Consider the following 14,089-nt stretch of genomic DNA (forward strand, 5'->3'; position numbering starts at 1 on the left):
GCAGGCCGGGTGTCACGACTCCTCCTCGGGGGCGACGACCGCCAGGACCTGGTCCATGGCGACGGTGGCACCGGCCCGCACGTCGAGTTCGGTGACGGTGCCTGCGTGCGGGGCGGAGACGACGTGCTCCATCTTCATCGCCTCCACCACCAAAAGACTCTGCCCGGCGGCGACCCGGTCGCCGACGGCCACCTTGACGACGGTGACCGTGCCGGGCATCGGCGCGGTCAGGGCGTCGAGGCCGGAGTGCGCCGCGCCCGAGAGAGTGGCGGCGACGGGGTCGTGCGTCTGGACGTGCCAGGCGTCGCCGTCCCGTCCCAGCCAGACGCCGTCGGACGACACGGCGGTGCGGAAGGTGTGGGTGAGTCCGTCCAGTTCCACGGTCGCCCGGCCGGGCTCCACGCGGTGCACGCCCCGGGCCACGTGAGCGACGGGTTCGCCCCCCGGCACGCGCAGCCAGTGGGTCACCGGTGCGGGCACGCCGCCCATCCGCCACCCGTCGGTGACGGAGAACGGGTCGACCCACCCCCCGGCGTCCGGGCGCGGCGTCCGGGCGGCCTCGGCGACGGCGACGGCCGCCTCGTACACCTCCTGCGGCACGCCGTCGCCGATCAGCGACTCCGCGTCCCGTTCCACCAGGCCGGTGTCGAGATCGCCCGCGATCACGTCCGGGTGCGCGAGCAGCCTGCGCAGGAAGCCCGCGTTGGTCGGCACGCCGAGCGTCACCGTGTCCGCGAGGGCCGCGCGCAGCTTGCGCAGGGCGGTCGTCCGGTCGGGCCCGTACGCGATGACCTTCGACAGCATCGGGTCGTACAGGCTGCCGATCTCGGTGCCGACGGAGAGCCCCGAGTCGGTGCGGACGCCGTCGCCCTGCGGTTCGTGCAGGGCGAGGACCGTGCCGCCGGACGGGAGGAAGCCTCGCGCGCCCGCTTTCACGGACACGGTCTCGGCGCAGACGCGGGCCTCGATCGCGTGCCCGGTGAGGGTGATGTCGGCCTGAGTGAAGGGGAGCGGGGCCCCCGAGGCCACCCGGAGCTGCCACTCCACCAGGTCGATGCCCGTGATCAGTTCGGTGACCGGGTGCTCGACCTGGAGGCGGGTGTTCATCTCCATGAAGAAGTACGAGGCGGGGTCGTCGCCCGGGACGATGAACTCGACCGTGCCGGCCCCCGAGTACCCGCAGGACCGCGCCGCCTGGACCGCCGCCTCGCCCATCGCGGCCCGCGTCGCCTCGTCGAGCAGCACCGACGGCGCCTCCTCGATGATCTTCTGGTGGCGGCGCTGGAGCGAGCACTCGCGCTCACCGAGGTGGACGACGTTGCCGTGGCCGTCGGCCAGTACCTGGATCTCGATGTGGCGGGGCCGGTCGATCCACCGTTCCACCAGCAGCGTGTCGTCGCCGAAGGAGGAGCGGGCTTCGCGGCGGGCGGCGGCGATCTCGTCGGCGAGCAGGGCTTCGTCCCGTACCAGCCGCATGCCCTTGCCGCCGCCGCCGGCCGACGGCTTGAGGAGCACCGGCATCCCGATCTCCCGTGCCGCGTCGCACAGTTGGGCGTCCGTCAGCCCGGAGCCCGACGAACCCGGCACCACCGGGACGCCCGCCTCCCGCACCGTCGCCTTCGCGTGGATCTTGTCGCCCATGAGGGAGATCGCGGACGCGGGCGGGCCGATGAACACGAGCCCGGCCGACGCGCACGTGGCCGCGAACTCGGCGTTCTCCGCGAGGAAGCCGTACCCCGGGTGGATCGCCTGCGCGCCCGTGCGCACCGCCGCCTCGATCAGCTTGTCGGCGCGCAGGTAGCTCTCGGCGGCGGCGGGCGGGCCGAGGCGTACCGCCGTGTCCGCCGCGCGTACGTGCCGGGCGTCCGCGTCGGCGTCGCTGAAGACGGCCACCGAGCGGATGCCCAGCTCACGGAGGGTGCGGATGACGCGTACCGCGATTTCGCCCCGGTTGGCGACCAGGACCGTGTCAAACAAGGAAGTCATCACTTCTCACATCCGGAAGACGCCGAAGGCGGGGTCGGCGAGCGGGGCGTTGGCGCAGGCGGTGAGGGCGAGGCCGAGGACCTGACGGGTTTCGAGGGGGTCGATGACGCCGTCGTCCCAGAGGCGGGCGGACGCGTAGTAGGCGTTGCCCTGCGTCTCGTACTGGGCGCGGATCGGGTCCTTGAACTCCTCCTCGGCGTCCGCCGGCCACTGCTCGCCCCGGCCCTCGATCTGGTCCCGCTTGACCGTGGCCAGTACGGAGGCGGCCTGCTCGCCGCCCATGACGGAGATCTTCGCGTTGGGCCACATCCACAGGAAGCGGGGGGAGTACGCCCGCCCGCACATCGAGTAGTTGCCCGCGCCGTACGAGCCGCCGACGACGACGGTCAGCTTCGGCACCCGCGTGCACGCGACGGCGGTGACCATCTTCGCGCCGTGCTTGGCGATGCCGCCCGCCTCGTAGTCGCGTCCCACCATGAAACCGGAGATGTTCTGGAGGAAGAGCAGCGGAATGCCGCGCTGGTCGCACAGCTCGACGAAGTGCGCGCCCTTCTGGGCCGACTCGGAGAACAGGATGCCGTTGTTGGCGACGATGCCGACCGGGTGTCCGTGGATGCGGGCGAAACCGGTGACCAGCGTCTGCCCGTACTCCGACTTGAACTCCTGGAAGCGGGAGCCGTCGACGACGCGGGCGATGACCTCGCGGACGTCGTAGGGGGTGCGGGAGTCGACGGGAACGGCCCCGTACAACCCGGCAGGGTCGACCTCCGGCTCCTCGACCTCCCGCACGGACCAGGGCAGTTGTCCGCGAGCGGGCAGCGTCGCGACGATGTTCCTGACGATCCTCAGTGCGTGCGCGTCGTCCTCGGCGAGATGGTCGGTGACGCCGGACGTACGGGAGTGGACCTCGCCGCCGCCCAATTCCTCGGCGGTGACGACCTCGCCGGTCGCGGCCTTCACCAGCGGCGGGCCGCCCAGGAAGATCGTGCCCTGGTTCCGGACGATCACGGCTTCGTCGCTCATCGCGGGCACGTACGCCCCGCCCGCCGTGCACGACCCGAGCACGGCCGCGATCTGCGGGATCCCGGCTCCCGACATCCGGGCCTGGTTGTAGAAGATCCGCCCGAAGTGCTCACGGTCGGGGAACACCTCGTCCTGCAGGGGCAGGAAGGCACCGCCCGAGTCCACCAGGTACAGGCAGGGGAGGCGGTTCTCCAGCGCCACCTCCTGCGCCCGCAGGTGCTTCTTGACGGTCATCGGGTAGTACGTGCCGCCCTTGACGGTGGCGTCGTTGGCGACGATCACGCACTCGCGCCCGCTCACCCGGCCGATCCCGGCGATCACCCCGGCGGCCGGCGCCTGGTCCTCGTACATCCCGTTCGCGGCGAGCGGGGCCAGCTCCAGGAAGGGCGAACCCGGGTCCAGGAGGGTGTCCACGCGGTCGCGCGGCAGGAGCTTGCCGCGTGCGACGTGCCGCGCCCGGGACTTCTCGCCACCCCCGAGCCGGGCGGCTGCGAGCCGGGCGCGGAGGTCGTCCGCCAGCTTGCGATGGGCGGCCTCGTTGGCCTGCCAGACCGCCGACGAGGGGTCGGCGGTGCTGGTCAGCACCGGTGCCTGGGGTGGCTGCTGCTGCATTCTGTCGAGCTCCCTTGCCCGCCGGATGTGCGTGCCGCGCGGGCGGGCACGGGTACCCGCCGCGCGCGGTTAGTGACCGTTAACGCCTCTCCGAGGTTAACGAGCGCTAACGGCCCTGTCCAGGGGTGACGGGGCCGCGCGGAGGGGGAGTTGGCGCGGGGTCCGGGCCGGGTGCCGGGGCGGGAGACGGCCACGTCATGATCGTCGGATGACCACGAACGAACGGCCCCCGGGGGACACGGGTACCTCCGAACGGGCGATACGGGGGACGCGGGACGGTCGGGGCGTGCAGGACGCGGCGGGGGACCCGCCCCGGCACCCGGACCCGCCTCGGCACCCGGAGCCGGAGCGCCCGTTCCAGCCCCGGCGCCCGGTCCCGCCCCAGCACCCGGAGTCGGACCACCACCCGCACCCGCCCCACCACCCGGACCATCACCCGGACCCGGGCCCGGACGCGGTCCCGCCCCAGCATCCGCACGCGCTCCAGCCCCTTCACGCACCCCCGCCCCCGGCTCCGCACTCGCACGCGCACCCGGCCCCGCATCCGCATTCCCCCCAGCACCCGTACCCGCCCCACCACCCGCACCCGGCGGCCTTCCGGACCTCTCCGGTCCCCGTCGTCCCGCCAGGTCACCTCCGTCGGATCACCGAGATCGACGCCCTGCGCGGGTTCGCGCTCGCCGGGATCCTGGTCGTGAACGTGCTGATGATGTCCGGTGCCGCCGAAATGAGCAGCCTGACCGGCGGTGCGGGAGGCGCGGGCGCCAGCGGGAGCGCGGTTGCGGGGTCGGTGGCCCCCGGGGCGCTGGACGAGGCTTTCGCCCACTTGGTGACCTTCCTCGCGGCGGGCAAGTTCTACCTCCTGTTCGCCTTCCTCTTCGGTTACGGCTTCACCCTGCAGATGGCCTCCGCCGCACGCGACGGCGCCCGGTTCGCTCCCCGTACGGTCCGCCGTCTGCTCGGCCTGCTCGCCCTCGGCCTCCTGCACGCCGTGTTCCTCTTCGTCGGCGACATCCTCGTGACGTACGCGCTCCTGGGGCTCATCCTGCTCGCCGCCCGCAACGCCTCCCCCGGCGGCGCGTACCGGGCCGCGACCTGGACCTGGGGGGTGTTCGCCGTCCTCCTCATGCTCTTCTCCGCACTGACCGTGCTCGTCGGGCCGGAACCGGGCGACGCGGCCGAGGCGCGTGCGGAAGCCGCCGCACTGGCCGCCGCCTACCGGGGCTCGGCCGCCGACGTGATCGGTGCGAACGTGGGCCAGTACCCGTTGATGCTGATCGGCGCGGTGTTCATGGCGGGGATGGTGGTGCCGGCGTTCCTGATGGGGCTGGCGGCGGCCCGTACCGGCTGGTTCGACCGCGCGGAACCGGCACGCCTGCGCCGTACCGTACGGATCGGTCTGGCGGTCGGCGCGCCGCTGTCCGCGCTCTCGGCGTGCGCGACGGGCGGCGTGCTGTCCGAGCGGTGGCAGTTCCTGGGCATGGCGGTCGGCATGCTGTCCGCCCCGGCGCTGACGGCCGCGTACGTGGCCGGACTGCTTCTCTTCTTCCGCACCCGTCCGGGCCGCCGCGCGGTCTCCCTCCTCGCCCCGGCCGGGCGCATGTCCCTGACCCTCTACCTCACCCAGTCCCTGGTCATGGCCCTGGTCTTCACCGGCTACGGGCTCGGGCTGTACGCGAAGCTGGGCGTCGCCGTCCCGGTACTCCTCGCCCTCCTCCTGTACGCGGCCCAGCTCGCCGTCGCCGGACCGCTGATGCGGCGCTTCCGGCACGGGCCCGTGGAGTGGCTGCTGCGCACGTTCACCCTGTGGCGCAGGCCGGTCGCCGCCTCCCCGCGACCGGATGCCGGACGAGTTAACGAGCGCTAACCACACGGTCTAGAATGCCCTCATGAACACCCCAGCCGCCCCCGGCGGAACGTCCCGGGTCGCGGCCCCGACCCGCCGCGAGCAGATCCTCAGGGAAGCCGCGCGCCTCTTCGCCGAGCGCGGCTTCCACGGGGTGGGCGTCGACGAGATAGGCGCGGCGGTCGGCATCAGCGGACCCGGCCTCTACCGCCACTTCGCCGGCAAGGACGCGATGCTCGCGGAACTCCTGGTCGGCATCAGTGAGCGCCTCCTGGAAGGCGGCCGGGTCCGGGTGGAGGCGTCGGCGGGAGACCCCGCCACCCTCCTCGCCGCCCTCGTCGACGGCCACATCGACTTCGCCCTCGACGACCGCCCCCTCATCACCCTGCACGACCGCGAACTCGACCGACTGCGCCACGACGACCGGCACCGGGTGCGTCAACTCCAGCGCCAGTACGTGGAGTTGTGGGTCGCCACGGTCCGTGACCTGCACCCCGCGACCCCCGAGTCCGAAGCCCGCGCCGCCGTCCACGCCGTCTTCGGGCTACTCAACTCCACCCCCCACCTGGGCTCGGGCCTCCCGGACCGGGGCGCGACGGAGGCACTGCTGCGCCGGCTGGCCCACGGGGCGTTCGGGGCGCTGGGAGACTGAGGGGCGCGGGCGGACCGTCGTTCGCTTCGTCATCGACGACAACGACGTCACGCATGGCGTCATCGTCAGCGAGGACCCCGCAGACGTCGCCGTCGCATGCCACGCGCGTGATGCCGCTTGGCATCACGCGCGCCGTACCGCCCAGGCCGACCAGCAGGTACGTTCGACCATGTGAGCACGGACTTTCAGTCGGCCAGGGTTGCCCTCGGCGCGCGGTTGCGCGAACTGCGCGTCGAGGCGGGCCTCGACGGAAAGGGCGCTGCCGCCCGGCTGGGGTGGCAGCGTTCGAAAGTGTCCCGGCTGGAGAACGGGAAGCAGACCCCGTCGGCGGCGGACCTCGCTTCTTGGGCCGTAGCCGTGGGAAGACCGGATTGTGTCTCCGAGTTGCAGGGGCGTTTGACGGGCCTCGAATCGCAGTACCGGTCGTGGCGCAGGCAGTTGGCGCGCGGCCATCGTGCGCGTCAGGAACAGGGAATCGCGGAGACCGGTGGCAGCCGGACCATCCGGGGGGTGGAGGTCGCGCTCGTTCCTGGGCTGTTCCAGACGGCTGAGTATGCGAGGTGGGTGTTCCGCGCGAATGTGGAGTTCCATCGGATCGAGAAGGACACCGATGAGGCAGTGCGTGCACGTATCAGGGGCCAAGAAGTTCTGTACGAGCCCGGCCGCCGCTTCCGCTTCCTGATCTGGGAAGGTGCGCTCCATCTGCGTATCTGCCCTGCGGACGTGCATGCGGCTCAACTTGAGCGGCTGATCGGTCTGGTTGGTCTGGACACCGTGGAACTCGGCGTGATCCCGCTCCGTGCGGAGGTGCGCCGCACCCCCGCACACGGCTTCTGGATCTACGACCGCCGCCTGGTCATCGTCGAGACCATCAGCAACGAGATGTGGCTCGAAGACGAAGACACCATCTCCTTGTACGAACGGGCCTGGGACTGGCTCGCGGAATCTGCCGTCCACGGCACGGACGCGCAACGCCTCATCGGACGGGTTCGGGCGTCGTTGGACCGGCCGACCTAGGCAATCGGGCTCAACTGCTGCGCAACCACGCGCAATCCCGCGCAACCGACGCGCAGTCGGGCAATCGGCCGCTCTACCTTCCGGGTGACGGGTACTTCCGCCCGCGTTCCTCGCCACCGCGGCGAGGTGGCCCCGAGAGGAGAATCCCGGTGGACTTCTGCAACTCCGCCCACGTCGATACGTACGAGAAGCGCGTCCCGGACGGCGAAGGGTGGCGCGGCGTTCCCTTCCGACACCCGGCAGACCTGCCCGTCGTCGCCGACGGCGGCAAGCACGATGGCGGTCCCATGCCGCCCGAGGCCCCGCGCGACCCGCAACCGCAGGGAGGGGGCGGCAAGTGAGGGTGCCGGTTCCCCGGTCCCGGTAGCGCTGTCGCCCCACGCCGCCAGTGGACGGCGCGTGACCTCCGTCCCGCTGGCCGTGTCGGGCCAGGGGGACGGAGGGGCCGGGCCCGGTTGTCGGCCCGAGCGGCTAGGCGGAGTGCTTCAGGTCGGCCACGAAGGCGGCCCATGCGTGAGGGGTGAAGAGGAGGGCAGGGCCGGTGGGGCGTTTGCTGTCCCGCACCGGCACAGCGGTCGGGAGCCCTCCCGAAATCTCGACGCAGTTCCCCTGGTTGCCGCTGTAGCTGCTCCTGCGCCAGGACAGGCTGCCGAGGTCGGCAAGGGGCTTGTCTGTGTGCTTCACGTCAGTTCCCTTACTCGCCGCGCGATCATGTCACGCGAAGGATCTACGCCTCGCGCGGCTGCGCGCAGTAGGTCGAAGGTCCGGCCGTACACTGCCCGGTCGGAGTCCCGTTCGAGGTAGACACTACTGGCCAGTCCTTCCGAGTAGACCACGTCCAGGTCGGCCTGCACCGGGAACTGCATGATGACGAAAGGTCCGAGCATGCCCGCGTGCGAGCCGGCGTCGAACGGCAACACCTGCAGGGTGATGTTCGGTTCTTCTTGCATGTCCAGCAAGTGCGCGAGCTGCTTGCGCAGTTGTGCGGGGCCGCCCACCTCGCGGTGAAGGATCGACTCGTCGAGGATTGCCCACAACTTGAGCGGATCCTCACGTTTGAGAGCAGCGTTCTGGCGGGCCATGCGGACCTCCACCAGTGCGTTCACCTCGTCGGCCGACGATTCGGGCGGCAAGGCACGAATGACGGAGCGGGCGTAGTCCGGGGTCTGCAACAGGCCAGGGATCAACGTCGTTTCGAAGCAGCGCACTGATGAGGAATCTGCCTCAAAGCTGATGTAGTCAAGGTAGCGCGGGGTCAGTACATCGTTGTACGGCTGCCACCAGACCCGGCGCTTGCCCTCGCGGGCCAGAGTCTCCAGACCGCTTCGCCGCTCCTCGTCGTGTACGCCGTACAGGTCCAGCAGAGTGGTGACTTCGTGTGCCCGCAAACCGCTCCGGCCGCTTTCCAGTCGGCTGACTTTGGAAGCGTGCCATTTCATCGCTTCGGCCACTCCGTCTGCGGTGAGCCGGAGTTCCTCACGGATCTTGCGAAGCTCGGCGCCGAGCATGCGTCGCCGCATGGTGGGAATTGCCGACAACTCAACTACCTCCCCCGTGCCATTCAGTTGTGCTCAGTATGTCCGGCGGCTCGATCGAACGGCACTCGAACTTCTACAAGTGCACGTGCACTTCACTGGATGGCATTGCAACAAGGGCCGGTTGCGGGCACGCTGTTCCCGTGGTCGCACAGTGCTTTCAAGTGCTCACACTCCGGTGATCGTGGTGGCACGCGGGCGACCACACCCAAGAACCCCCGCGACCGCTGGAACCGGTCCGGGGGCATGGTCAACGCTTGCTAAGGAGCGTCAACGTGCAGAACCCTATCTCCCGCCTCCTCCGGCCGCTGCTGCGGTTTCCGGCCACGAGGGCCCGGTACGTCGTGAGCGCCGCACGCGGCGAGGTCCGCGTCCCGCGCCCCCATCGGCGGATCGTCGTGTGCCGGACGGCGGCCGCCCTCTTCGGGCCCGGGTCCTTTCCCGACCTGCGCGACTCGGCCGGCCGTTCCCTCCGGTCCGCCGAGCGCATCGCGTACGACAGGGCGGAGCGCGTCGAGGCCGGGCTGCGTCGGCAGCGGCGGCGGGCGCTCTGGCTGGCCTCGTACGGCATCGACTCCGGGCCCCGCGTCATTCACGGTGTGGTGGTCGCCCGATGACCGCCGAGGGGGACAGCGCCCCCGTCGTGCTGCGCTGGAACTACGACCCGCGTGCGGTCGGGAAGGCCCGTGCCGAACTGGGCAAGGTGCTGGCGGGCTGGGGAACGGCGGGGGAGGTGACGGACGCGGCGACGCTCGTCCTGTCCGAACTGCTCACGAACTCCCTGCGCCACGGGCGGGTGCCCGGCCGACTGGTGGAGACGCGGTTCCAGCAGGCCGGTTGCGGTGGCAGAGGCGTACGGCTGGAAGTGCACGACGCGTCCGCGAGGTGGCCCCTGGCGGTGGACGGGACGTCGGCGGAGCCGGATGCGTCCGGGGGACGCGGGCTGCTGCTGGTCGGGGCGGTCGCCGACCGGTGGGGCGTCGCGGCGCGGAACGGACCCGGGAAGTACGTGTGGGCCGAGTGCGGGGTGGCGGACGAAGTGGGGGAGCGGAAGGTCTGCGTCGTCGACGGGCGGATCGCCCGGGACGGCTGAGGACGCCCCGGCGCGGCGCCGCTCCGGTGGCGGTGCCGTCCGCGCCCGGACACGCCCGCCGACCCGGCGGGTGTGACCGCCCGGTCCGCGGGTGGGGCCGGACCGGCACCCGAGGCCCGTGCCGCCGCCACCTCGCCGATGAGCGGGAGGCGGTACCAGGGGCAGGGGCCCGAGAGACGTCCCGGGGGCACGAGGCAGCGCGGCATTGCCCCGGGGCCCCTGCGGGGAGCTTGGCCCGGACGGGCGCGCAACCGGACCGGGCTGGGCGGGCGAGGAGGAGGTGGCGAGGGGCAAGGTGGTCGTGCCCGCGCGGTGGCCGTCCGTGCAGCCGTTCCGTCCACCCGGCGGAACTCCCGGCCTGTCCCCGCGTGCGCCCGGCAGAATGGAACGCATGCCGATACTGAGCCGTGCCGCCCTCGTCGACCATCTCGTCCGTACGCGTATCGCCGGGGACGTGGCCACCCCGCGCGACAACAACCTCTCGCACTACCGCAAGCTCGCGAACGGTGACCGCCACTACTGGCTCGGGATCGAGCTGGGGGACCGGTGGGCGGACGAGCAGGACGTGCTCGCCGTGATGGCCGAGCGGTGCGGGGTGAGCGACGACCCGGAGCACCGGCACGGGCAGGACACCATCGACCCGGAGCTGACCGTCGACGCGCTGGACCGGGCGGCGGCGCGGCTGCGCAAGGCGGTCGACGACCGGCAGCGGGTGCTGTTCGCGACCGGGCACCCCGGTTCGCTGCTGAACGTGCACGGGGCGACCGCCAGGGCGCTGCGGGCGGCCGGGTGCGACGTGGTGCGGATCCCCGGCGGGCTGACCGCCGACGAGGGGTTCGTGGTGCAGTTCGCGGACGTGGCGGTCTTTGAACGGGGGGCGACCCTGTGGCACACGCACTCGCCGGCGCCGATGACCGCGATCCTGGACGGGCTGGAGCGCAACGGGGAGGCCCTGCCCGACCTGGTGTTCGCCGACCACGGGTGGGCGGGGTGCGCCGCGCAGCGCGGGCTCGATTCGATCGGGTACGCGGACTGCAACGACCCCGCGCTGTTCCTCGGGGAGGCGGAGGGGGTCATGGCGGTGACCGTTCCGCTGGACGACCACGTCGTCGACCCGTACTTCTACGAGCCGATGACGGACTACCTGCTGGACGCGGCCGGCCTGCTCTGACCCCGGCGGGGCGTCGGGTCGAGGTAGACGCGGGTGATGGCCGGGTAGCGCTCGCGGAGCTGCTGTTCGGCCTCCTCGCAGGCCCACTCGACCTCGGCGGCGGAGGAGACGTCCCGGAAGTCGATCTTCGCGGCGACGAGGACCTCCGACGGACCCTGGATGAGGGTGGTGAGGTCGAGGACGCCCTCGATGTGCGGGACGGAGAGGAGTTCCTCCCGCACCCCCGCGCGCATCTCGGCCGGCAGGGCGCGGCCGATGAGGAGTTGGGCGTTGCTGCGGCCCAGCACCCACGCCACGTACACCAGCAGCAGTCCGATGAGGACGGAGGCGAGGCCGTCCCACACGCCGGAACCGGTGAGCTGTCCCATTCCCAGGCCCGCCGCCGCCAGCAGCAGACCGGCCAGGGCAGCCGAGTCCTCCATGACGACCGCCTTGACGGCCGTGTCCGGGGTGAGCCGGAAGTAGCGGCCGACGGGTGTGCCCAGCCGGGCGGCCTCGGCGCGGACCTGCTTGACGCCGGTGCGCAGCGAGTAGCCCTCCAGGAGGAAGGCGACGGCCAGGACGACGTAGGAGACCAGCGGGTTCCCGAGTTCCTCGCCGTGGGTGAGGGTGTGGATGCCGTCGTAGACCGAGAAGACCGCGCCGCCGACGAAGGTGGCGACGGAGGCGAGCATCGCCCAGATGTACCGCTCCGGGCCGTGGCCCAGCGGGTGCTGGGCGTCGGCGGGTTTGCCGCTGCGTTTGAGCGCGGTGAGCAGAAGGAGTTCGGTGACGGTGTCGGCCACCGAGTGGGCCGCCTCCGACAGCATCGCGCTCGAACCGCTGATCGCGCCCGCGACCGCCTTCGCGACGGCGATGCCGAGGTTGGCGACCGCCGCGACGACGACCGTGAAGGTGCTCTCGCCGCCCTTTTCGCCCCTTGGGGGTTTTTCGCCCTTTTCGCTCATGTGCAGACCGTAAGGGGGCGGGCGGGACGTTCAGCGCGGGACCCGCACCACGCCCTCCTGGATGACGGAGATCGCGAGCCGGCCGTCCTGGGTGTGGATGCGCGCCTGGCCCAGGCCGCGACCGCCCGAGGCGGAGGGCGACTCCTGGTCGTAGAGGAGCCATTCGTCCGCGCGGAACGGGCGGTGGAACCACATCGCGTGGTCCAGCGACGCCCCGACCACGTCGCCCGTCGCCCAGCCGCCCCGGCCGTGCGCCAGCAGGACGGAGTCCAGGAGGGTCATGTCGGAGACGTACGTGGCGAGGCAGACGTGCAGCAGGGGGTCGTCGTCGAGCTTGCCGTTGGTGCGGAACCACACCTGGGAGCGCGGCTCGCGGGGCTCACCGGCCGTGACGTACGGCGGCGGGTCCACGTACCGCAGGTCGATCGCCGCGCGGGCCTCCAGGATGCGGTCGGCGGTGTCCGGGTCGAGGAAGCGGTCCGCGTACCGGGGCAGGGTCTCGGCGGAGGTGGGCAGCGACTCCGGGTCCGGGGCGGCGGGCATCGCCGCCTGGTGCTCCAGACCCTCCTCGTGCGTCTGGAAGGACGCCGAGAGGTGGAAGACCGGGTGCCCGTGCTGCACGGCGACGACCCGGCGGGTGGTGAAGGAGCGGCCGTCGCGGATCCGGTCGACGGTGTAGACGATCGGGGCGGCCGGGTCGCCGGCGCGCAGGAAGTACGCGTGCAGCGAGTGCGGGAGCCGGTCGGCGGGGACCGTGCGGCCTGCGGCGACCAGGGCCTGCGCGGCGACCTGGCCGCCGAAGACGCGGGGGACGACCGCCGAGCGGCTCACGCCCCGGAAGATGTCCTGCTCGATCTGCTCCAGGTCGAGCAGATCGAGCAGGGCGTCGAGCGCCTCTCGGGGGTGCGGGGGGCGTCCCCCGGGAGATGTGTGCGACATGGTCGAGTTGTAGCAGGTGGGTGCTACAGGCCCATGTCCTTGGCGATGATCATCTTCATGACCTCGCTGGTGCCGCCGTAGATCCGGTTCACGCGGTTGTCGGCGTACAGACGGGCGATGGGGTACTCGTTCATGAAGCCGTAACCGCCGTGCAGCTGGAGGCACTTGTCGATCACGCGGTGCGCGACCTCGGTGGTGAACAGCTTCGCCGACGCGGCCTCCGCGGCCGTCAGCTCACCGGCGTCCAGCGCTTCCAGGGCGCGGTCGGCGACCGCCTGCGCGGCGTCCACCTCGGCCTGGCAGGCGGCCAGTTCGAACTTGGTGTTCTGGAACGCGGCGACCGGCTTGCCGAAGACGGTGCGCTCCTGCACGTACTGCTTGGCGAAACGGACCGCCGCCTTCGCCTGGGCGTACGCGCCGAACGCGATGCCCCAGCGCTCGGAGGCCAGGTTGTGGCCCAGGTAGCCGAAGCCCTTGTTCTCCTCGCCGAGCAGGTCCTCGACGGGCACCTTCACGTCGACGAACGCCAGCTCGGCGGTGTCGGAGGTGCGCAGGCCCAGCTTGTCCAGCTTGCGGCCGACGGAGTAGCCCGCGGACTTGGTGTCCACGGCGAACAGGGAGATGCCGAAGCGGCGGTCGTCCTCGCGCGGGGCGGAGGTGCGGGCGCAGACGATCATGCGGTCCGCGTGCACGCCGCCCGTGATGAAGGTCTTCGCGCCGTTGAGGACGTAGTGCGTGCCGTCCTCGGAGAGCTTCGCGGTGGTCTTCATGCCCGCGACGTCCGAGCCGGTGCCCGGCTCCGTCATGGCGAGCGCCCACATCTCCTCGCCGGAGACGAACTTCTCCAGGTAGCGCTTCTTCTGTTCGTCGTTGGCGAGCATCTTGAGGTACGGGAGGGCGAGGAGCACGTGCACCCCGGAGCCGCCGAACGTGACGCCGGCGCGCGAGGTCTCCTCGTACAGCACCGCCTCGAACTTGTGCGTGTCCAGGCCCGCGCCGCCGAACTCCTCGGGAACGTTGATGCCGAAGACGCCCAGCTCGCCGAGCTTGTAGTAGAACTCGCGCGGCGCCTGACCCGCGGCGAACCACTCGTCGTACACGGGGACGACCTCGGCCTCGATGAAGGCCCGGATGGTGTCCCGGAACGCCTCGTGGTCCTCGTTGAATACGGTACGGCGCACGGGAACGCCTCCTTCGGAGCTCGGGGAGCCGCGGCTAAGCGCTTGCTCAGTTGTCTGGCAAAAGTTACCGGTCGGTTATGGGGGTGT

General features: G+C 71.5%; 14 protein-coding genes. 7 read left to right on the plus strand and 7 right to left on the minus strand.

Annotation, left to right across the window (positions count from 1 at the left end; genetic code table 11):
• Positions 1–12: 12 nt before the first annotated feature.
• Positions 13–1,986: a biotin carboxylase N-terminal domain-containing protein gene (locus tag ACQPZG_RS22875; RefSeq protein ID WP_433547599.1), complete on the minus strand. Its 1,974-nt coding sequence runs from the start codon at positions 1,984–1,986 to the stop codon at positions 13–15.
• Positions 1,987–1,992: 6 nt separating this feature from the next.
• Positions 1,993–3,621, minus strand: coding sequence for a carboxyl transferase domain-containing protein (locus ACQPZG_RS22880; protein WP_433547600.1), 1,629 nt, complete (start codon positions 3,619–3,621; stop codon positions 1,993–1,995).
• A gap of 208 nt (positions 3,622–3,829) precedes the next feature.
• Here ACQPZG_RS22880 and ACQPZG_RS22885 point away from each other — a divergent pair, with 208 nt between their 5' ends.
• The 4 genes from ACQPZG_RS22885 (at position 3,830) to ACQPZG_RS22900 (ending at position 7,477) form a co-directional block, all read left to right on the plus strand.
• Positions 3,830–5,488: a DUF418 domain-containing protein gene (locus tag ACQPZG_RS22885; protein ID WP_433547601.1), complete on the plus strand. Its 1,659-nt coding sequence runs from the start codon at positions 3,830–3,832 to the stop codon at positions 5,486–5,488.
• Between the two features lie 22 nt (positions 5,489–5,510).
• Positions 5,511–6,119 (plus strand): SACE_7040 family transcriptional regulator, encoded by a 609-nt coding sequence (locus ACQPZG_RS22890; RefSeq protein ID WP_433547602.1) that lies wholly within the window; start codon positions 5,511–5,513, stop codon positions 6,117–6,119.
• Between the two features lie 171 nt (positions 6,120–6,290).
• Complete coding sequence (locus ACQPZG_RS22895; protein WP_433547603.1) at positions 6,291–7,136, plus strand: helix-turn-helix domain-containing protein; 846 nt, start codon at positions 6,291–6,293, stop codon at positions 7,134–7,136.
• A 149-nt stretch (positions 7,137–7,285) separates the two neighbouring features.
• Entirely contained in the window at positions 7,286–7,477 is a 192-nt protein-coding gene (locus ACQPZG_RS22900) for a hypothetical protein (protein ID WP_433547604.1), read from the plus strand.
• 130 nt (positions 7,478–7,607) lie between these two features.
• Here ACQPZG_RS22900 and ACQPZG_RS22905 read toward each other — a convergent pair whose 3' ends face one another.
• Both ACQPZG_RS22905 and ACQPZG_RS22910 read right to left on the minus strand, forming a co-directional pair.
• Positions 7,608–7,820 (minus strand): DUF397 domain-containing protein, encoded by a 213-nt coding sequence (locus ACQPZG_RS22905; protein ID WP_433547605.1) that lies wholly within the window; start codon positions 7,818–7,820, stop codon positions 7,608–7,610.
• Complete coding sequence (locus ACQPZG_RS22910) at positions 7,817–8,644, minus strand: helix-turn-helix domain-containing protein (protein ID WP_433547606.1); 828 nt, start codon at positions 8,642–8,644, stop codon at positions 7,817–7,819. The genes ACQPZG_RS22905 and ACQPZG_RS22910 overlap by 4 nt, the downstream gene beginning before the upstream one ends.
• Before the next feature lie 302 nt (positions 8,645–8,946).
• Between ACQPZG_RS22910 and ACQPZG_RS22915 the strand changes: the two genes are divergently transcribed.
• The 3 genes from ACQPZG_RS22915 (at position 8,947) to ACQPZG_RS22925 (ending at position 10,935) form a co-directional block, all read left to right on the plus strand.
• Positions 8,947–9,288, plus strand: coding sequence for a hypothetical protein (locus tag ACQPZG_RS22915; RefSeq protein ID WP_433547607.1), 342 nt, complete (start codon positions 8,947–8,949; stop codon positions 9,286–9,288).
• Positions 9,285–9,764, plus strand: coding sequence for an ATP-binding protein (locus tag ACQPZG_RS22920; protein ID WP_433547608.1), 480 nt, complete (start codon positions 9,285–9,287; stop codon positions 9,762–9,764). Before ACQPZG_RS22915 ends, ACQPZG_RS22920 begins: the two co-directional genes overlap by 4 nt.
• A 391-nt stretch (positions 9,765–10,155) precedes the next feature.
• Positions 10,156–10,935, plus strand: a complete 780-nt coding sequence (locus ACQPZG_RS22925) for a phosphatase (protein ID WP_433547609.1) — start codon at positions 10,156–10,158, stop codon at positions 10,933–10,935.
• On the opposite strand, the gene ACQPZG_RS22930 is transcribed toward ACQPZG_RS22925, so the two are convergent.
• Genes ACQPZG_RS22930 through ACQPZG_RS22940 form a run of 3 tightly spaced genes read right to left on the minus strand, consistent with a single transcriptional unit; the run spans position 10,905 to position 14,002 of the window.
• Positions 10,905–11,882, minus strand: coding sequence for a cation diffusion facilitator family transporter (locus tag ACQPZG_RS22930; protein WP_433547610.1), 978 nt, complete (start codon positions 11,880–11,882; stop codon positions 10,905–10,907). The two genes, ACQPZG_RS22925 and ACQPZG_RS22930, sit on opposite strands and share 31 nt — an antisense overlap.
• Before the next feature lie 30 nt (positions 11,883–11,912).
• Positions 11,913–12,821 carry an acyl-CoA thioesterase II gene (tesB, locus tag ACQPZG_RS22935; protein WP_433547611.1) on the minus strand — a complete coding sequence of 303 codons (909 nt, stop codon included), beginning with the start codon at positions 12,819–12,821 and terminating at the stop codon, positions 11,913–11,915.
• A 23-nt stretch (positions 12,822–12,844) separates the two neighbouring features.
• On the minus strand, positions 12,845–14,002 hold the full coding sequence (locus ACQPZG_RS22940) for an acyl-CoA dehydrogenase family protein (RefSeq protein ID WP_433547612.1): 1,158 nt from the start codon (positions 14,000–14,002) through the stop codon (positions 12,845–12,847).
• Between the last annotated feature and the right edge of the window lie 87 nt (positions 14,003–14,089).

It is taken from the genome of Streptomyces sp. CA-294286, assembly GCF_050947155.1.
Taxonomy (GTDB): domain Bacteria; phylum Actinomycetota; class Actinomycetes; order Streptomycetales; family Streptomycetaceae; genus Streptomyces.

Bases quoted from the DNA above. Each gene is read 5' to 3' on its own strand.
- ACQPZG_RS22875 (WP_433547599.1), bottom strand. From the start codon at position 1,986: ATGACTTCCTTGTTTGACACGGTCCTGGTCGCCAACCGGGGCGAAATC.
- ACQPZG_RS22880 (WP_433547600.1), bottom strand. From the start codon at position 3,621: ATGCAGCAGCAGCCACCCCAGGCACCGGTGCTGACCAGCACCGCCGAC.
- ACQPZG_RS22885 (WP_433547601.1), top strand. From the start codon at position 3,830: ATGACCACGAACGAACGGCCCCCGGGGGACACGGGTACCTCCGAACGG.
- ACQPZG_RS22890 (WP_433547602.1), top strand. From the start codon at position 5,511: ATGAACACCCCAGCCGCCCCCGGCGGAACGTCCCGGGTCGCGGCCCCG.
- ACQPZG_RS22910 (WP_433547606.1), bottom strand. From the start codon at position 8,644: ATGCTCGGCGCCGAGCTTCGCAAGATCCGTGAGGAACTCCGGCTCACC.
- ACQPZG_RS22920 (WP_433547608.1), top strand. From the start codon at position 9,285: ATGACCGCCGAGGGGGACAGCGCCCCCGTCGTGCTGCGCTGGAACTAC.
- ACQPZG_RS22925 (WP_433547609.1), top strand. From the start codon at position 10,156: ATGCCGATACTGAGCCGTGCCGCCCTCGTCGACCATCTCGTCCGTACG.
- ACQPZG_RS22930 (WP_433547610.1), bottom strand. From the start codon at position 11,882: ATGAGCGAAAAGGGCGAAAAACCCCCAAGGGGCGAAAAGGGCGGCGAG.
- tesB (WP_433547611.1), bottom strand. From the start codon at position 12,821: ATGTCGCACACATCTCCCGGGGGACGCCCCCCGCACCCCCGAGAGGCG.